Annotated in this window: 18 protein-coding genes; 13 read left to right on the top strand and 5 right to left on the bottom strand. The window is 73.8% G+C overall.

Annotation, left to right across the window (positions count from 1 at the left end):
• Positions 1 to 104: 104 nt before the first annotated feature.
• A complete protein-coding gene (locus ACZ3TI_RS29455; protein WP_465731423.1) occupies positions 105 to 410 on the top strand; it encodes an SAV_915 family protein in 306 nt (101 codons plus the stop codon).
• Positions 407 to 748 carry a hypothetical protein gene (locus ACZ3TI_RS29450; protein WP_465731421.1) on the top strand — a complete coding sequence of 114 codons (342 nt, stop codon included), beginning with the start codon at positions 407 to 409 and terminating at the stop codon, positions 746 to 748. The genes ACZ3TI_RS29455 and ACZ3TI_RS29450 overlap by 4 nt, the downstream gene beginning before the upstream one ends.
• 48 nt (positions 749 to 796) lie before the next feature.
• Here the strand turns inward: ACZ3TI_RS29450 and ACZ3TI_RS29445 are convergent, their stop codons facing one another.
• Positions 797 to 1,054, bottom strand: coding sequence for a hypothetical protein (locus ACZ3TI_RS29445; protein WP_465731419.1), 258 nt, complete (start codon positions 1,052 to 1,054; stop codon positions 797 to 799).
• 108 nt (positions 1,055 to 1,162) lie between these two features.
• On the bottom strand, positions 1,163 to 2,035 hold the full coding sequence (locus tag ACZ3TI_RS29440; protein WP_465731417.1) for a DMT family transporter: 873 nt from the start codon (positions 2,033 to 2,035) through the stop codon (positions 1,163 to 1,165).
• Positions 2,036 to 2,325: 290 nt separating this feature from the next.
• On the opposite strand from ACZ3TI_RS29440, the gene ACZ3TI_RS29435 reads away from it, so the two are divergent.
• Both ACZ3TI_RS29435 and ACZ3TI_RS29430 read left to right on the top strand, forming a co-directional pair.
• The gene (locus ACZ3TI_RS29435) at positions 2,326 to 3,249 is read left to right on the top strand and encodes a serine/threonine dehydratase (protein ID WP_465731415.1); all 924 of its coding nucleotides are present in this window, start codon (positions 2,326 to 2,328) and stop codon (positions 3,247 to 3,249) included.
• Between the two features lie 384 nt (positions 3,250 to 3,633).
• Complete coding sequence (locus ACZ3TI_RS29430) at positions 3,634 to 5,295, top strand: APC family permease (RefSeq protein WP_465731413.1); 1,662 nt, start codon at positions 3,634 to 3,636, stop codon at positions 5,293 to 5,295.
• A 64-nt stretch (positions 5,296 to 5,359) separates the two neighbouring features.
• Here the strand turns inward: ACZ3TI_RS29430 and ACZ3TI_RS29425 are convergent, their stop codons facing one another.
• Entirely contained in the window at positions 5,360 to 6,985 is a 1,626-nt protein-coding gene (locus tag ACZ3TI_RS29425; protein ID WP_465731411.1) for an FAD-dependent oxidoreductase, read from the bottom strand.
• Between the two features lie 304 nt (positions 6,986 to 7,289).
• Between ACZ3TI_RS29425 and ACZ3TI_RS29420 the strand changes: the two genes are divergently transcribed.
• From ACZ3TI_RS29420 to ACZ3TI_RS29380, 9 genes are all read left to right on the top strand, one after another.
• The gene (locus ACZ3TI_RS29420; RefSeq protein WP_465731409.1) at positions 7,290 to 8,465 is read left to right on the top strand and encodes a SchA/CurD-like domain-containing protein; all 1,176 of its coding nucleotides are present in this window, start codon (positions 7,290 to 7,292) and stop codon (positions 8,463 to 8,465) included.
• A gap of 52 nt (positions 8,466 to 8,517) precedes the next feature.
• A complete protein-coding gene (locus ACZ3TI_RS29415) occupies positions 8,518 to 8,943 on the top strand; it encodes a cupin domain-containing protein (RefSeq protein WP_465731407.1) in 426 nt (141 codons plus the stop codon).
• Positions 8,940 to 10,196, top strand: coding sequence for a beta-ketoacyl-[acyl-carrier-protein] synthase family protein (locus ACZ3TI_RS29410; RefSeq protein ID WP_465731405.1), 1,257 nt, complete (start codon positions 8,940 to 8,942; stop codon positions 10,194 to 10,196). Before ACZ3TI_RS29415 ends, ACZ3TI_RS29410 begins: the two co-directional genes overlap by 4 nt.
• Positions 10,197 to 10,201: 5 nt before the next feature.
• Entirely contained in the window at positions 10,202 to 11,443 is a 1,242-nt protein-coding gene (locus tag ACZ3TI_RS29405) for a beta-ketoacyl synthase N-terminal-like domain-containing protein (protein ID WP_465731403.1), read from the top strand.
• Positions 11,444 to 11,475: 32 nt separating this feature from the next.
• The gene (locus ACZ3TI_RS29400; RefSeq protein ID WP_465731401.1) at positions 11,476 to 11,736 is read left to right on the top strand and encodes an acyl carrier protein; all 261 of its coding nucleotides are present in this window, start codon (positions 11,476 to 11,478) and stop codon (positions 11,734 to 11,736) included.
• A gap of 1 nt (position 11,737) precedes the next feature.
• Positions 11,738 to 12,193 (top strand): SRPBCC family protein, encoded by a 456-nt coding sequence (locus ACZ3TI_RS29395; protein ID WP_465731399.1) that lies wholly within the window; start codon positions 11,738 to 11,740, stop codon positions 12,191 to 12,193.
• 5 nt (positions 12,194 to 12,198) lie between these two features.
• Positions 12,199 to 12,519, top strand: coding sequence for a TcmI family type II polyketide cyclase (locus ACZ3TI_RS29390; protein WP_465731485.1), 321 nt, complete (start codon positions 12,199 to 12,201; stop codon positions 12,517 to 12,519).
• A gap of 301 nt (positions 12,520 to 12,820) precedes the next feature.
• The gene (locus ACZ3TI_RS29385) at positions 12,821 to 13,279 is read left to right on the top strand and encodes a hypothetical protein (RefSeq protein WP_465731397.1); all 459 of its coding nucleotides are present in this window, start codon (positions 12,821 to 12,823) and stop codon (positions 13,277 to 13,279) included.
• A gap of 102 nt (positions 13,280 to 13,381) precedes the next feature.
• Complete coding sequence (locus tag ACZ3TI_RS29380; RefSeq protein ID WP_465731394.1) at positions 13,382 to 14,080, top strand: class F sortase; 699 nt, start codon at positions 13,382 to 13,384, stop codon at positions 14,078 to 14,080.
• A 72-nt stretch (positions 14,081 to 14,152) separates the two neighbouring features.
• On the opposite strand, the gene ACZ3TI_RS29375 is transcribed toward ACZ3TI_RS29380, so the two are convergent.
• Both ACZ3TI_RS29375 and ACZ3TI_RS29370 read right to left on the bottom strand, forming a co-directional pair.
• Positions 14,153 to 15,187: a methyltransferase gene (locus ACZ3TI_RS29375; RefSeq protein WP_465731392.1), complete on the bottom strand. Its 1,035-nt coding sequence runs from the start codon at positions 15,185 to 15,187 to the stop codon at positions 14,153 to 14,155.
• 63 nt (positions 15,188 to 15,250) lie between these two features.
• Positions 15,251 to 16,333, bottom strand: a complete 1,083-nt coding sequence (locus ACZ3TI_RS29370; RefSeq protein WP_465731390.1) for a right-handed parallel beta-helix repeat-containing protein — start codon at positions 16,331 to 16,333, stop codon at positions 15,251 to 15,253.
• Between the last annotated feature and the right edge of the window lie 415 nt (positions 16,334 to 16,748).

The raw sequence follows: 16,748 nt of genomic DNA, 5'->3' as shown, positions 1-16,748 counted from the left end.
CATTCGGTCAACGCTGCGTCAGGACCGGCCACGCAGGGGGCGAGCCGACCTAGCGTCGAGGGAGCAGTTCCGGCAGCACCACCACCCCACTCGGGAGCATCCGCATGGCCCGCGTCGTCTGGCACGTCCCGGTCACCACCTCCGGCACCGGCAGCACCACCGCACTCCGCCTCTTCCGCCTGCGTGACGGCCGCCGCTGCGCGGTCGGTTTCTCCAGCCCCGAGGCCCTCGCGGCGCTCCTCGGTCCGGACCAGGCCCACACCGAGCTCGGCGAACCCGCCCTGCGCGACCTCGTCGCCCCGCTCGGGGTGGACGCCCTGGCGCTGGACCCGAGGCTGGTCGCACCGCCCGTCGCCGCCCCCGCCGCGCCGACCGCCCCGTCCCCGACCGCACAGCTCCAGCACCGGTGACCGCCCCGCTCCAGCTCGTCCCGGGCGGGCTCGGCTCCGACCCCGGCCCCCGGCCGGCCCAGTCCCTGCACGCGATCGCCCGGGTCAGCTACGGCCCGGTCCCCCTGGACTTCGACCGCCTGGCGGCCGAGTTCCCCGCCGTCCGGAGCGGCCTCGCCCTCGCCGGCGACGCCGACCTGGAGCTCCGCCTCGTCTGCAGCGGCCCGGAGGAGTTACGGACGATCGCCGCCGCACTCCACCGCGCGGGCGCCGCCAAGGTCCACATCGACCTGGTCCTGCGCACGCTCACCCCGTCCCCGGTGACCCCGTCTCCGGTGACCCTGCGCCCGGTGCCGTGAACCGGTGCCCGCGAGCCGGTGCCGCGGGTCACGCCCCGGGGAGCGCGCTCACTCCTGCCCGGGGCGTGGGTCCGGGTTGATCGCCTGGCCGTCGATGGGCTGGCCCCAGAAGTCGTCGCCGAACGCGTCGACGCAGTAGCCGCTGCCCTCGACGTGCCCGCCCGCGCCCCCGCACTGCTCGGCGGTGACGTCCCGGAGCCCGGTCGCCACCGCCGGAGCAGCGGCCGCGACCGCGGCACCGGCGGCGGAGAACAGGACGAGGGACGCGGTCGTGGCGGCCACCCGGGCCAGGCGTGAGCGGTTCATGCCGACCACGACAGCACGGCCGTACGCCCCCTGCGACCACAGGGCGCCCGCCCGGGTGGCCGCAGGGGGCGCGGCCGCGGCTCCCCCGCGCCCCGCGCCCCCGCCCGGCTACCCGCGGGCCAGCGCCGCGATCGCCGCCAGCAGCAGCGCCGATCCCGCCACCAGGCCCGCCGTGACCGGCTCGCCGAGGAACAGCACCCCGATCACCGCCGCGGTCGCCGGCTCCAGCAGCACCAGCACCGCCGCCGTCGTGCCCGGGACGGCGGTCAGCCCGGTGAAGTACCAGCGGTAGGCGAACAGCGTGGGCACCGTGCCCAGGAAGAGCAGCGCGCCGCCGGTCACCGCCGGCTCCCCAGCCGTCGGCAGGACGCCCTGGACGGCCGCGAGCGGGAGCAGGCAGAGCAGCCCGGTGATGAAGGCGCCGGTGTCGGCCCTGGCCGAGCCGCCGCCCCGGGCCCAGAGGGTGAGCCCGCTCTGCCCGGCGCCCGCGACCACCGCCAGCGCGACGCCCAGCGCCGGACGCGGGCCGGCCGCCGGTGCGGCGACCAGCAGGGCGAGGCCGGCGAGGGCCAGGACGACCGCGGCCAGTGCGCGGCGGGTGAGCCGCTCGCCGAGCAGCAGGTGCGCGCCGAGGCTGGTGAGCACCGGGCCGGCGCCGATGGTGACCAGGGTGCCCAGCCCCAGGCCCGCGTAGTGCACGGAGCCGAAGTAGGCGCACTGGCTGACCGCCAGGCCGAGCCCGGTCGGCACCGCGGCGCCCCACCGGGCCCCGTCCCCCCGCGCGGCACGGGCTTCACCGGTGGGCAGCAGGGCCAGGCAGAGCGCCGCCACGCCGAAGCGCCAGCAGGAGACGGCCACCGGGCCGAGACCGCTGGTGCGCATCAGCAGCGCGGCCACGGCACCGCCCGCGCCCCAGGCGACGGCGGCGGCGGAAATGGACAGCAGGCCGTGCCGGAAGGGCACGGCGGCGTACGAGGTCATGCGTCGTCACTCCACGATGAGTTGCCGGTTCGGGTCCGCTGGGTACGCGGGCGGCAGTCATCGCCCCGGCTGCGGGCACAGTCCCGCCGGGCCGGAGTGGGTGGAGTGGGCCGCCCGCTAGCGGGCCGGCGGGGGGAGGATCACGAAACGCATGGGGTCAGCGTACGCGCCCGGTACCGGTGATCTTTCCTCCGTCCGACCGCGCGACATAGCGTCGGCGGTGCACGGAACCACCCCTTTCGACTCGACTCCCTCTCTCGACATCCCTCCCGGCGAAGGAGCAGAACGTGATGGACCAGCTGACGTACGACGAGGTCAAGGCCGCCGGGCAGCGGATCGCCGGACGGGTGCGCCCGGTGGCGGTCGCGCCGGGCGACGACGGCGAACGCACGTGGCTGGCACTGGAGTTCCTGCAGCACACCGGCAGCTTCAAGGCCCGCGGCGCGCAGAACTTCCTGCTCGCGCACGCCGAGGCGGGCACCCTCCCGGACACCGGGGTCACCATCGCCTCGGGCGGCAACGCCGGACTCGCCTGTGCCTGGGCGGCACGCGAACTCGGCGTCCGGGCAACGGTGTTCCTGCCGGAAACGGCCTCACCGGTGAAGCTCGCGCGGCTGCGCTCCTACGGCGCCGAGGTGCGGCTGGCGGGCCGGGAGTACGCGGAGGCGCTGACCGCGTGCGAGGAATTCGCCGCGGGCAGCGGGGCGTTGGCCTCGCACGCCTACGACCACCCGCTGATCGCCGCCGGTGCGGGGACGGTCCTGGAGGAGATCCGCGCCCGGGTGCCCGGGCTGGACACCGTGGTGGTGTCGGTGGGCGGCGGCGGGCTGTTCGCCGGCGTGGCGGTGGCGGCGCGCGAGCACGGGGTCCGGGTGCTCGCGGTGGAGCCGACCGGCAGCCGCGCCCTGAACGCCGCGCTGGCGGCGGGCCGCCCGGTGGACGTCCCGGTCGCCTCGGTGGCCCAGGACGCGCTCGGCGCCCGCCGCGCCACCGCGCTGGCTGTCGGCGCCGCCGCGCACGGGGGCGTCCGCTCCGTCCTGGTGGACGACGAGGCCATCGTGCGCGCCCGCCGGCGGCTCTGGGAGGACCGCCGGATCGCCGTCGAGCACGCGGCCGCCACCGCCCTCGCGGCCCTCGACCGGGCCGAGGGCGAGCGCGTCGCCGTCCTGCTGTGCGGCGCCAACACCGACCCCGCCGACCTGGTGGACCGGTAGCGCCCGACCCGGCGCGAAGGAATACCGCCCCCGGTACCGGCTACGGCCGGTCCCGGGGGCGGCGCCGTTGCACGGTCGGCGATCGTCCGGTCACCCGCGGCTGCATCCCGCATCACTATGCAGGAAAAGCCATTTCCATGACCCACCGGGGCCGTCAATAGTGCCGCCTCGACGGGCCAAGCTCAATGCACGCTCAAATGTTGAACCTACTGGCGAGTCACGTAACAGACAACTGAACAGAATGCCACCTACCAGCACGGATGCCAGGTAAAGAAAGTAAACATTCAGTAATGAGATCTGTGCAGAGCCCTATGAATAGCCCTACTGTGTGGCAACTCTCCGCGCTCCGCCTTCCCGGAGCCCCCACACACAGAGAGATCGTCAATGGCTTCCCTCAACCAGATCTCGCCGCCCGGACAGAGCACCGGCGCCGAATCCGGCACCACCCACCGGTCGCTCAACCGCTCCATCGGCCTCGTCGGCCTCATGTGGGCCTCGGTCGGCTCGATCATCGGCTCCGGCTGGCTGTACGGCGCGAAGAACGGCGTCGTCGCTGCCGGACCGGCCGCAGTCATCTCCTGGGGCATCGGCGCGGTCGCGATCGTGCTCCTCGCGCTCGTCCACGCCGAGCTCGGCGGCCTGTTCCCCGTCGCCGGCGGTACGGCGCGCTACCCGCACTACGCCTTCGGCGGCCTCGCCGGCATGTCGTTCGGCTGGTTCTCCTGGCTCCAGGCGGCCACCGTCGCGCCGATCGAGGTCGAGGCGATGATCGGCTACGGCAAGGACCTGCCGGGAGCCGGCGGACTGCTGAACGCCGACAACACCCTCACCACCACCGGCTTCATCGTCGCCACCGTGCTGATGGGCGTGTTCGTCGCCGTCAACTTCCTCGGTGTGAAGGCCCTCGCCCGGACCAACACCGTCACCACCTGGCTGAAGATCTTCGTGCCGCTGTTCACGATCTTCATGCTGGCGATCACCAGCTTCCACGGCTCGAACTTCACCTCGCACGGCTTCGCCCCGTTCGGCGCCAAGGGCGTGCTCGCGGCGATCAGCTCCAGCGGCATCATCTTCGCGCTGCTCGGCTTCGAGCAGGCCATCCAGATCGCCGGTGAGAGCCGCAACCCCAAGCGCGACATCCCCCGCGCCGTCCTCGGCTCGGTCGCCATCGGCACCCTGATCTACACCCTGCTGCAGGTCGTCTTCATCGGCGCGCTGCCGGTCAGCGCCTTCGCCAACGGCTGGGACAAGCTCGACTTCCCCGGCATCGACGGCCCCTTCGCCGGTCTCGCCACCCTGGTCGGCCTCGGCTGGCTCGCCTGGATCCTGAAGGTCGACGCGATCGTCTCCCCCGGTGGCACCGGCCTGATCTACACCACCTCCACCTCGCGCATCTCCTACGGCCTGAGCAAGAACGGCTACGCGCCGCAGAAGTTCGAGCAGCTGGACAAGAACGGCGTGCCGTGGGCGGGCCTGATCCTCTCCTTCGTCACCGGCGTGATCTGCTTCCTGCCCTTCCCGAGCTGGCAGGAGCTCGTCGGCTTCATCACCTCCGCGAGCGTCCTGATGTACGCCGGCGCCCCGCTCGCCTTCGGCGCCCTGCGCCGCCGCCTGCCCGACCGCGAGCGCTCCTACCGGCTGCCGCTGGGCGGCGTGATCTCCCCCGCCGCGTTCGTGGTCGCCAGCCTGATCATCTACTGGTCCGGGTGGCACATCCTGTCCCGCCTGGGCATGGCGATCGTGCTCGGCTACCTGCTGCTCGGCGGCTACGCCGTGTACGCGATCAAGAAGGGCCTGCCGAACGCGCCGCGCCTGAACTGGAAGGCCGCCCAGTGGCTGCCGGTCTACCTGCTGGGCCTCGGCCTGATCTCCTGGCAGGGCGGCTTCGGTGACGGCGCCGGCAACATCCCGATGTGGTTCGACATGGGCGTGGTCGCGGTGTTCGCCCTCGGCATCTACTACTGGGCGATCCGGGTCGCCCTGCCCGCCGAGGAGATCGAGCGCGAGGTCGCCGACGTCGAGGTGGTCGACGCGGGCGGTCACTGATCCCCTCCCCCACCCGTCAGGAAGGGCCCGCCGGTCGAGTGACCGGCGGGCCCTTCCGCGTGCCTCAGAGGCCCAGCACCGTCCGCAGCACCGTGGCCAGCTCCGCCTCCGGGTCCAGCGCCGGACCGGGCGAGCGCCAGGCGACGAAGCCGTCCGGGCGGACCAGGACCGCGCCCTGCGGACCGATGCCGTGCAGGGCGGCGAAGTCGCTGCCCGGCTCCGGTGCCAGGTCGTCCTCGGCGCCGTCGCCGATCCGGTAGGCGTCCAGCGGGACGGCCAGCCGGTCGGCCGCCCGCCGCGCACCCGTCTGCCAGGCGGCGCCCTCGGGGCCGGTGAGCAGCACCATCGCCTGCTCGTACAGGTCCAGCGTGGAGAGCTTCACGCCCGCCCGCAGCAGCCACTGGTGCGGGGCGCGGCTGCCCGGCTCGCCCGCCGACTCGAACTGCTCGGGGACGACGGCGCCCGCCCGGTCCGTGCCGATCACCGCGCCGACCGGGTAGCGGTAGCCGAGTGCCACCGCGAGCACCCCGGCCTGCCGCCCGACGCCCGGCACCACCGCGTAGCCCGGGTGGCTGTGCTCGGCCGAGCGGGCCGAGGCGCGCTCGCTGGTCACCTGGGCGACCGGGCGGCGCTCCTGCCCGTACGTCTCCAGCAGCCGCGGCCCGGCCCAGCCGCACAGCACGGCGGCGACCTTCCAGGCCAGGTTGTGGGCGTCCTGGATGCCGGTGTTGGAGCCGAAGGCGCCGGTCGGGGACATCTCGTGCGCGGCGTCCCCGGCGAGGAAGACCCGCCCGGTGCCGTACCGCTCGGCTACCCGCTCGGCGGCGTGCCAGGGCGCCCGGCCGGTCACCTCGACGTCCAGCTCCGGCAGGCCGACGGCGGTGCGGATGTGCCGCTCGCAGCGCTCGTCGGTGAACGCCTCCAGCGGCTCGCCGTGCTCGGGGTGCCAGGGCGCGTGGAAGACCCACTCCTCCTGGTTGTCCACCGGCAGCAGCGCGCCGTCCGCCTCCGGGTTGGTGAGGTAGCAGGCGATGAAGTGCCGGTCGCCGACCACCTCGGCCAGCCGCTTGGCCCGGAAGGTGATGCTGACGTTGTGGAACAGCTCGCCCTTGCCGGACTGGCCGATGCCCAGGCGCTCGCGGACCGGGCTGCGCGGGCCGTCCGCCGCGATCAGGAACTCCGAGCGCACCACCCGCTCCTCGCCGGTCTCCCGGCTTCGCAGCACCGAGGTCACGCCGTCGGCGTCCTGCTCGAAGTCCGTCAGCTCGGTGCTGAACCGGACGTCCCCGCCCAGGTCGCGGGCCGCGCGCAGCAGCACCGGCTCCAGGTCGTTCTGGCTGCACAGGCACCACGAGCTGGGGCTGAACCGGGCCAGCCGGCCGCCCGGGTCGATCTCGCGGAACAGCCACTCCTGCTCGGCGCCGGTCAGCGAGGGCGCCTGCAGGATGCCGTGGTTGGGGGCGAGGATCGAGGCCGCCTCGCGGATCGCCGGCTCGATCCCGGCCACCCGGTACAGCTCCATCGTGCGGACGTTGTTGCCGCGGCCGCGCGGGTGATGCGAGGTGTCGGCGTGCTTCTCGACCAGCAGGTGCCTGACCCCGAGTCGGCCGAGGAAGAGTGAGGCCGACAGCCCGACCAGCGAGCCGCCCACGATCAGGACCGGTACCCGGTCGTCGATCTTCGGATTCATCGATTGCTCCACCCTGTAAGGGGATTCCGCGGCCCGGCGACCTGGCTCCGCGCCGCCCACGACGGGCCCGCTCCGCCGGGGGCCCCGCTCTTCCATCCCCCGCCGGGGGCCCGCTCTGCCGCCCCTTCGCCCGGATGGCCCGCAAATCTCGCGCCGCGCCCGGTGCGCCGCCCACGATCGACCTCAGGCCTGGCGCCGACCGCCCGGGCCGACCCGCCGTCGCACAGCCTTCCCAGGCCGGGGAGCACCCGCCGGGCACGGCGGACACGGCCCGCAGCGTGCGGCCCAGAGCAGAAAGTGGATCATGACAACTCTGTCCGAACCCCAGCCGAAGCAGCAGGACGAGTCCGACTCCCGCTTGCGGGTGGTGCTGATGCTGGAGATCCAGGACGGCGCCCAGCAGCGCTTCCTCGACGTCTACGAGCAGCTGCGCCACCAGGTGGCCTCGGTCCCCGGCCACGTCAGCGACCAGCTGTGCCAGTCGATCAACGACCCGCGCCAGTGGCTGATCACCAGCGAGTGGAAGGACCAGGAGACCTTCCTGAAGTGGGTGGACAGCCCGGCCCACCGCGAGATGGTCAAGCCGATGCACGGCTGCGTCAGCGACAACTTCCGCTCGCTGCGCTACGCCGTGCTGCGCGAGACCTCGGCGGCCGGCTCCACCGGCACCCGGGCCCCGATGGAGGTGCCGCCCGGGCTGCCGCGCACCGCGCCCGCCGGGCACGTCGGCCCGCCGAAGGCCGAGCCGGGCCCGGACGGAGTGGTCCGCCACGCGCTGACCTTCACCGTCAAGCCCGGCAGCGAGCCCGAGGTGGCCCGGATCCTCTCCGGCTACGCCTCGCCCAGGGCCGAGGTGGACGAGCACACCCGGCTGCAGCGCACCTCGCTGTTCATGCACGGCAACCGGGTGGTGCGGGCCGTCGAGGTGGTCGGCAGCCTCGGCGACGCGCTGCGCCACGTGGCGATGCAGCCCGAGGTGCGGGCCGTCGAGGAGGCGATCAACCCGTACCTGGAGGAGGCCCGCCAGCTGGGCGACCCGCAGGCCGCCCGCGCCTTCTTCGCCAAGGCGGCGCTGCCCGCCAAGCACCAGGCGATCGCCAGCTCCCCCGCCTCCGGCCGACTGCACCGGCACGCCGTGCTCTACCCCGTCCGCCCCGGCAAGGGGCAGGCCCTCGCCGAGCGGCTGGCCGACTACGACAACCTGGCCACCGCCGACCCGACCGGGCCGGTCGCGGCGAGCACCGTCTTCCAGCGCGAGGACGTGGTGGTGCGCCTGGTCGACCTGCGGGTGCCGGCCGAGGCCGACCCGGCGGCCGCACTCGGTGTGGCGGACGGCCGGGAGGCGGCCTCGCTCGCCCGGCTGCTCGACCTCGGCCCGCAGGGTGACCTGCGCTCCGTCGCCGGACTCAGCGCCTTCCTCGCCGCCCGCGCCATGAACCCGGTCACCGACCGCAGCTCCGGCGACCCCCGCAACAACTGACGTTCCGTCCCTCTCGTCGAATCCCGTCGACCTTCCCCGGAGGAAGACCACCATGACCACGCAGTACCCACGGATCGTCAACGTCCACGAGGCTCCGGAGAACCGCCGCCACGGCGCCGAGCTCCGCACCATGCTCACCCCCACCAGCTGCGGGGCGACCAGCGGCTTCATGGGCCTGGCCATCGTCAAGCCCGGCGAGCGGATCGGCGAGCACTACCACCCGTACTCCGAGGAGTTCGTGTTCGTCGTCTGCGGCGACCTGGAGGTGGACCTGGACGGGAAGCCCCACCCGCTCAAGCCCGACCAGGGCCTGATGATCCCGATCAACATGCGCCACCGCTTCCGCAACGTCGGCGACACCGAGGCCCGCATGGTCTTCCACCTCGGCCCGCTCGCCCCGCGCCCCGACCTCGGGCACGTGACCACCGAGGAGTCCGCCGCCTCCGGCCCGCCGGAACACGCCAAGGTGGCCTCGTGACCCGGCGCGTCGCCGTCACCGGGATCGGTGTGGTCGCGCCCGGCGGGGTCGGGGTCCCGGCGTTCTGGGACCTCCTCACGGCCGGCCGCACCGCGACCCGGGGCATCACGCTCTTCGACCCCACCGGGTTCCGCTCCCGGATCGCCGCCGAGGTCGACTTCGACCCGGCGGCCCACGGGCTGGGGCCGCAGGACGTCCAACGGGCGGACCGCTACGTCCAGTTCGCGATGGTCGCAGCCGACGAGGCGATCGCCGACGCCGGCCTCGACCTCGCCGCCGAGGACCCGTGGCGGATCGCCGTCTCGCTCGGCACCGCCGTCGGCGGCACCACCCGGCTGGAGCACGACTACGCCCTGGTCAGCTCCGCCGGAGCGCGCTGGGACGTGGACCACCGGCAGGCGGAGCCGCAGCTGCACCGGGCCTTCGCGCCGAGCACGCTGGCCTCCGCGGTGGCCGAGCGGACCGGCGCGCGCGGACCGGTGCAGACCGTCTCCACCGGCTGCACCTCCGGTCTGGACGCCATCGGCTACGGCTTCCAGGCGGTCGAGGAGGGCCGCGCCGACATCTGCGTGGCCGGCGCCTCCGACTCCCCGATCTCGCCGATCACCGTCGCCTGCTTCGACGCCATCAAGGCCACCAGCGAGCGCAACGACGACCCGCAGCACGCCTCCCGCCCCTTCGACGCCGACCGCGACGGGTTCGTCCTCGGCGAGGGCGGCGCCGTCCTGGTGCTGGAGGAGCTGGAACACGCCCGCCGCCGCGGCGCCCGGATCTACGGCGAGGTCGGCGGCTTCGCCACCTTCGGCAACGCGTACCACATGACCGGCCTCACCAAGGAGGGGCTGGAGATGTCCCGGGCGATCGACCACGCGCTCGACCACGCCCGGGTCGACCGCACCGACGTCGACTACGTCAACGCGCACGGCTCGGGCACCAAGCAGAACGACCGGCACGAGACCGCCGCGGTCAAGCGCTCGCTGGGCGCGCACGCCTTCGCGACCCCGATGAGCTCGATCAAGTCGATGGTCGGGCACTCGCTCGGTGCGATCGGCGCCATCGAGGTCGTCGCCTGCACCCTGGCGCTCGCCCACGGCGTCGTGCCGCCGACCGCCAACTACGAGACTCCGGACCCGGAGTGCGACCTCGACTACGTGCCGCGCACCGCGCGTGAGCTGCCACTGAGCCACATCCTCTCGGTCGGCAGCGGATTCGGCGGATTCCAGTCCGCCGTCGTGCTCAACAGAACGGGGTGAGTTCCATGACGTCACGTCAGCAGGGCCGCCGGGCGGTGGTCACCGGCCTCGGCGTGGTGGCACCGAACGGCGTCGGGGCCGACGCCTTCTGGAAGGCCACCAGGCAGGGCGTGAGCGTCCTCGACCGGATATCCCGCGAGGGCTGCACCGGGCTGCCGCTCAGGATCGCGGGCCAGGTGCGGGACTTCGAGCCGCAGTCGGCGATCGACAACCGCTTCCTGGTGCAGACCGACCGCTTCACGCACTACGCGATGGCCGCCGCCGACCTGGCGGTGGCGGACGCGGGCTTCCGGCCCGACGCCGAACAGCCCTTCGCGGTCGGCGTGGTGACCGCGGCAGGTTCCGGCGGCGGCGAGTTCGGCCAGCGCGAGCTCCAGCAACTCTGGGGCCAGGGGCCGAAGTTCGTCGGCCCGTACCAGTCCATTGCCTGGTTCTACGCGGCCAGCACCGGCCAGATCTCGATCCGCGGCGGCTACAAGGGCCCCTGCGGCGTGGTCGCCAGCGACGAGGCCGGCGGCCTGGACGCCATCGCGCACGCCGCCCGCTCGATCGGGCGCGGCACCGACGCGGTGGTGGTCGGCGCCGCCGAGGCCCCGTTGGCGCCGTACTCGATGGTCTGCCAGCTCGGCTACCCCGAGCTCAGCCTGGCCGAGCGCGCCGAGGAGGCCTACCTGCCGTTCACCGCGCAGGCGTGCGGCTTCGCCCCCGCCGAGGGCGGCGCGATGCTGCTGCTGGAGGACGAGCAGGCGGCCCGGCGGCGCGGCGTCAACGTCCGCGCGCACCTGGCCGGGCACGGCGCCACCTTCACCGGGGCCTCCCGCTGGGAGGAGTCCCGGGAGGGGCTGGCCGCCGCGATCCGGATCGCGCTGGACGAGGCCCGGATCGCGGCCGAGGAGATCGACGTGGTCTTCGCGGACGCGCTGGGCGTGCCCGCCGCCGACCGGGCGGAGGCGCTGGCGCTGGCCGACGCGCTCGGCCCGGCCGCCGAACGCGTCCCGGTCACCGCGCCCAAGACCGGTACGGGGCGGGCCTACTGCGGCGCCCCGCTGCTGGACGTGACCGCCGCCGTGCTGGCCATGGAGGACGGCGTGCTGCCGCCCACCCCCAACGTCACCGAGGTCTGCCACGACCTCGCCCTGGTGACCGGCCGCGCCCGCCCGGCCGAGCTGCGCACCGCCCTGGTGCTCAGCCGCGGGCTGATGGGCTCCAACTCCGCGCTGGTGCTCCGGCGCGGGGAGCGGTCCTGAACCACTCCGTCACACCCCCGAAGGGACATCCCGTGAGCAACACCCTCAGCTATCCGGAACTCGCCGCCCTGCTGCAGGCCCGGGCCGGCGTCAGCATCGAGCCGAGCGCCCTGGAACACCCGGGCGCCCAGTTCGACGAATTCGGCGTCGACTCGCTCGGACTGCTCGGCGTCGTCGGCGAGTTGGAGAACCGGCACGGCCTCAAGGTCACCTCCGGCGCCGAGTCCGCCAAGACCCCGGCCGAGTTCCTCGAGCTGGTCAACTCCTCCCTCTCCGCGAAGGCCGGTGCCTGAGATGCCCGGACACACCGACAACGAGATCGTCATCGCCGCGCCGCTCGACCTGGTCTGGGAGATCACCAACGACCTGGAGAACTGGCCGGACCTGTTCAGCGAGTACGCCTCGGTCGAGGTCCTGGAGCGCGAGGGCGACCGGGTGCGGTTCCGGCTCACCATGCACCCGGACGAGAACGGCCAGGTGTGGAGCTGGGTCTCCGAGCGCACCACCGACAAGTCCGAGCTGGCGGTGCGCGCCCGCCGGGTCGAACCCGGCCCGTTCGAGTTCATGGACATCCGCTGGGAGTACGCGGAGGTCCCGGCCGGCACCAGGATGCGCTGGATCCAGGACTTCGCCATGAAGCCCACCGCCCCGGTCGACGACGACGGGATGGTCAACCACATCAACAAGAACTCGCGGATCCAGATGCAGCTGATCCGCGAGAAGGTCGAGAAGCGGGCGGCGGAGCTGTGAGCGGGGTGCACCGGGCGCTGATCGTCGCCCGGATGAAGCCCGAGGCGGCCCCGGACATCGCCGAGGTGTTCGCCGAGTCCGACCAGGGCGAGCTGCCGCACCTGATCGGCGTGACCGGCCGCAGCCTCTTCCAGTTCGGTGACGTCTACCTGCACCTGATCGAGGCCGACCGGCCGCCGGGCCCCGCCGTCGCCAAGGTCGTCGGGCACCCGGAGTTCCGGACCGTCAGCGACCGGCTGACCGCCTTCGTCCAGGCCTACGACCCGGCCACCTGGCGCGAGCCGAAGGACGCGATGGCGCGGGAGTTCTACCGCTGGGAACGCTGACCCGCGTGCCCCTGATGGGCCCGCCCCCGGCCGTGCGCCGGGGGCGGGCCCAGGCGTTTCCCGCCCCGTCGGGGCAGCCGCCCTCCCGGCGCCTCCGGCCGATTCACCCGGATCGCCCGCGCACCCGGGTGAACACACCCGGGACTCCACCCGAAGGGCGCACAGTGCGCACCGGCGCTGCCACGCTCCGGTGGCAGGCGGCGGCACGGTGGTTGACGGTGGATCAGGCGCCCCTCCGCGAGTTCCCTTGCCCGGCACCGTGCCGGCGGTCGCGGATCCACGCGCCGGAAGGATCATCCTCATGCGTTCTGCACGCACGCTGCTCGCCGGGGCGGCCGTCGCCGCCGTCCTGACCGCCGGCGCCCCCATGGCCTTCGCCGACGGCTCCGCCGACCAGGGCAAGAACCTCACCTGGCAGGAGAAGCAGGACAAGCCCGACAAGGGCTACACCGACAACACCAAGCCCGCCGACAGCTCGAAGCCCGCCGAGGACAAGAAGGACGGCGCCGCCTCCGAGGAGCACAAGGGCACCGAGGAGCACAAGGGCTCCGGCGAGTACAAGGGCTCCGGCGAGTACAAGGGCACCGAGGCCAAGGACGAGGACCACAAGACCCCGCACGGCGGCGTGCACGCCGGTGGCGGCGGTCTGGCGCTGTCCGGCGGCGGGCTCGCCTCCGGCGCGGTGCTGCTGCTCGGCGGCCTCGGCGCCGGCGCCTACGCCCTGCGCCGCGGCCGCCGTGCCTCCGGCGCGGTCGCCTGACGCCCGACGCAGCGCTTCCGCCGCCTCCGAGCGCCTCCCCGACCGGGGTGGGGCGCATCGGGGGCGGCGGTCCGTTCGGACCCGGTTGAGCGGAGGACAGGAATGACGGGCGGTCCCGCCTCTGGAATGCCCCGGCTGCTGCGCGCCGGAATGGGCGCGGCAGCGGTCGGTCTGCTGCTGATCTACAACTCGGTGGACACCGAGCCGAGCACCGACTCCGCGGCCACCCAGGCCGCTCCTCCGGCGGCTGCCGCGCCTGCCGTCCCCGGGCCGTCGGCCACCTCCCCGCCGGCGGCGGCGCCGGCCGCACCGGGGGCGCCGGGTGCGCCCGCGCTCAAGCGCGCCAAGCCGACCCGGCTGCGGATCCCGCAGATCGCCGTGGACGCGCCGTTCACCGAGCTGAACCTCGGCCCGGCCGGCCAGCTCAACGCGCCGCCGCCCGAGGACAGGAACCTGGTCGGCTGGTACCGGGACGGCGTGACCCCGGGCGAGCGCGGCAGCGCGGTCGTCGCCGGACACGTGGACACCACCAAGGGCCCGGCGGTGTTCCTGCTGCTGAGCCTGCTGCTGCCGGGCAACAAGGTCGAGGTGAGCCGCGCGGACGGCACGGTCGCGGTGTTCTCGGTGGACTCGGTGGAGACCTTCGCCAAGGACGCCTTCCCCGACCAGAAGGTCTACGGCAAGACCCCCGACGCCCAGCTGCGCCTGATCACCTGCGGCGGCACCTACGACAAGAAGCGCCGGGACTACCTGGACAACGTGGTGGTCTTCGCCCACCTGGAGTCCTCGCACAAGGCCTGAGTCGACACGACCGCCGACCGCCGGTCCCCGGGACGGGGGGCCGGCGGTCGGCGGGTGTGCGGGGCTTCCGGGTCAGCCGCGGACGGTGGCCTCGAAGGCGTGCAGGTAGGGGTTGACCGGGCAGACGTCGGTGACGGTCAGGCCGGCCTCCTCCATCAGCCGGACCATGCTCTCCTCGGAGTGCTTGGCGCCGCCCACGTTGAGCATCAGGAGCAGGTCCATGGCGGTGGTGAAGCGCATCGACGGGCTGTTGTCGACGAGGTTCTCCACGACCACCACGCGGGCGCCGGGGCGGGCCGCCTTCACCACGTTGGCGAGGGTGCGGCGGGTGCTCTCGTCGTCCCACTCCAGGATGTTCTTGATGATGTAGAGGTCGGCGCGGACCGGGATGTCCACCCGGCAGTCGCCCGGCACCAGGCGGGCGCGGGCGGAGAAGGCGCCGCCGTCCCGCAGCCGGGGGTCGGCACCGGCGACGACCTTGGGCAGGTCGAGCAGGGTGCCGTGCAGGGCCGGGTGCTTCTCCAGCAGGCTGGCGAGGACGTGGCCCTGGCCGCCGCCGATGTCGACCACCGAGTCGACGCCGGTGAGGTCCAGGTAGTCGGCGAAGTCCTGGGCGGACTGCCGGCTGGAGGTGGTCATCGCCTTGTCGAAGACCTTCGCCGAGTCGCCGCCCTCGCTGTGCAGGTAGTCGAAGAACTCCTTGCCGAACAGCTCCGGGAAGACGTTGCGGCCGGAGCGGACCGCCTCGTCCAGCTTGGGCCAGGCCTCCCAGGTCCACGGCTCGGTGCACCAGAGGGAGATGTAGCGCAGGGAGTTGGGGGCGTCCTCGCGCAGCAGGCGGGACATCTCGGTGTGCTCGAAGCGGTCGTCGGCGGCCTCGGCGAAGATGCCGTAGCAGGTGAGCGCGCGCAGCAGGCGGCGCAGCTGGCGGGGTTCGGTGTCGAGCGCGGCGGCGAGGTCGGCGACGGTGGTCGGGGTGTCTCCGAGCGCGTCGGCGACACCGAGCCGGGCGGCCGCGCGGACGGCGGCGGCGCAGGCGGCGCCGAAGACGAGCTCGCGCAGGCGCATCGCGGCCTGCGGGCTGGTGTGGGCGGGTGCGGTGGTCATGGGCGGTTCCTCGGGGTGTCTGGGGGTGCCTGAAGGAGGGGGCGGCTTCGCGGACGGGGTGGCTCAGCAGCGGCCGGAGGGCTCGGAGCGCTCGCAGGTGTTGCCGGCGAAGGTGTTGTCGGCGCCGGTGTCGCGGTCGGCGAGGTCGGCCGGACCGTTGCCGCTCAGGTGGTTGCCGGTGACCACGGCCCGGGCGTTGGAGACGCCGACGACGCTCTTGAAGAGGACGATGCCGCCGGAGAAGTCCGAGGTGCCCGTGTTGTCGCGCACCTCGTTGTCGGTGACCCGGGCGTCCTCGGTGCCGGTGAGCACGATGCCGGCGCCCTGGATGGCGCCCAGGCGCGGGTTGGCGGGGCAGAACTTGTTGTTGGCGACGACCTCGTTGCGCCGTACGTCGAGGTCCCCGGCGCGGGGCACGCCCTCGTCGCCGACCACGAAGACGCCGGCGCAGTTGCCCCTGATGTCGTTGTCCTGGACCGCCAGCCCGCGCAGCCTGCGGACGGTGACGCCGACCCGGTTCCCGGTCAGCTCGTTGCCCTCGACCACGGTGCCGCCGGTGTCGGGCGAGCCGCCCTCGCGGTAGGCGTAGTTGGCGAGGAAGACGCCGGACTGGCCGTTGTCGGTCGAGCGGTTGCCGATGATCGTGGCCCTGGTGGACATCTCCTGGCTGATGCCCTGCTGGGCGTTGTGGTGGACGTAGGTGCGCAACACGGTCAGACCGGTGGTGCCGCTGGCGTCGATACCGTTCTTGGCGAAGCCGGTGACGGCGAGGGACTCGATCGTGACGCCGGCCAGCGGCTTCGCCTCGGTGCCGTCCACGCAGATGCCGTGGCTGGCGGTGGCGCAGGCGTTCTCCTTGCCGTCGCCGGGGGTGATCACGCTGCCGGAGCCGGCGCCGCGCAGGGTGAGGCCGGGGGTGGTGATGCGGACGCTCCCCCGGTAGGTGCCGGGGAGCAGCAGGACGGTGTCGCCCGGTCGGGCGAGGTCGACGGCCTGCTGAATCGATTCGCCCGGACGGACGAGGTGCATCGGGCCGATGTCGACGGCGTGGGCCGCGGGCGCGGCGGCCAGGGTGGTGAGGGCGGTGGTCAGGGCGGTGGCGGCGGCGGTGGCCGCGGCGAGGAGGTGGACCCGTCGCGTGGGCATGAGTGGTGACCTGTCTTTCGGCGCGCGCGGTGTTCGCGGTGGTGTCGACGCGGTGATGCCATCGCGGGTGGTGCCGTCGCGGTGGTGTCATCGCGGTGGTGTCGTGGTGTCCGGCCCGGTCCGGCGGTGTGGGCTGACGCGCTGTGCGCGGGTGGTGACGGCCGGTGGGGTGCGGCCGAGTCGACGGTACGGTCGCCCGGGTGGGGCCGCCACCAGGGCTGGGCTGCGGGGCTGACGGGGCGTCGGCCGGAGGTGGGACGGCCCGGCGTGGCGCCCGCGGGCCGGACACGACGACGCGCCCGACCGCGGGTGCGGGTGGGTGTTTCCCCACCGGATTTCACTCGACCGAGTACAGAGGATCGTTTCGCCGGGCCCCACCCGGCGCTGCCGCCGGACGAGCGCGGCAGCCTGCCCG

It is taken from the genome of Kitasatospora sp. NPDC023120 (genome assembly GCF_055560835.1).
This window is presented reverse-complemented; position numbering and strand designations above follow the sequence as displayed.

Bases quoted from the DNA above. Each gene is read 5' to 3' on its own strand.
- ACZ3TI_RS29455 (WP_465731423.1), top strand. From the start codon at position 105: ATGGCCCGCGTCGTCTGGCACGTCCCGGTCACCACCTCCGGCACCGGC.
- ACZ3TI_RS29445 (WP_465731419.1), bottom strand. From the start codon at position 1,054: ATGAACCGCTCACGCCTGGCCCGGGTGGCCGCCACGACCGCGTCCCTC.
- ACZ3TI_RS29440 (WP_465731417.1), bottom strand. From the start codon at position 2,035: ATGACCTCGTACGCCGCCGTGCCCTTCCGGCACGGCCTGCTGTCCATT.
- ACZ3TI_RS29435 (WP_465731415.1), top strand. From the start codon at position 2,326: ATGGACCAGCTGACGTACGACGAGGTCAAGGCCGCCGGGCAGCGGATC.
- ACZ3TI_RS29430 (WP_465731413.1), top strand. From the start codon at position 3,634: ATGGCTTCCCTCAACCAGATCTCGCCGCCCGGACAGAGCACCGGCGCC.
- ACZ3TI_RS29425 (WP_465731411.1), bottom strand. From the start codon at position 6,985: ATGAATCCGAAGATCGACGACCGGGTACCGGTCCTGATCGTGGGCGGC.
- ACZ3TI_RS29420 (WP_465731409.1), top strand. From the start codon at position 7,290: ATGACAACTCTGTCCGAACCCCAGCCGAAGCAGCAGGACGAGTCCGAC.
- ACZ3TI_RS29415 (WP_465731407.1), top strand. From the start codon at position 8,518: ATGACCACGCAGTACCCACGGATCGTCAACGTCCACGAGGCTCCGGAG.
- ACZ3TI_RS29405 (WP_465731403.1), top strand. From the start codon at position 10,202: ATGACGTCACGTCAGCAGGGCCGCCGGGCGGTGGTCACCGGCCTCGGC.
- ACZ3TI_RS29395 (WP_465731399.1), top strand. From the start codon at position 11,738: ATGCCCGGACACACCGACAACGAGATCGTCATCGCCGCGCCGCTCGAC.
- ACZ3TI_RS29385 (WP_465731397.1), top strand. From the start codon at position 12,821: ATGCGTTCTGCACGCACGCTGCTCGCCGGGGCGGCCGTCGCCGCCGTC.
- ACZ3TI_RS29380 (WP_465731394.1), top strand. From the start codon at position 13,382: ATGACGGGCGGTCCCGCCTCTGGAATGCCCCGGCTGCTGCGCGCCGGA.
- ACZ3TI_RS29375 (WP_465731392.1), bottom strand. From the start codon at position 15,187: ATGACCACCGCACCCGCCCACACCAGCCCGCAGGCCGCGATGCGCCTG.
- ACZ3TI_RS29370 (WP_465731390.1), bottom strand. From the start codon at position 16,333: ATGCCCACGCGACGGGTCCACCTCCTCGCCGCGGCCACCGCCGCCGCC.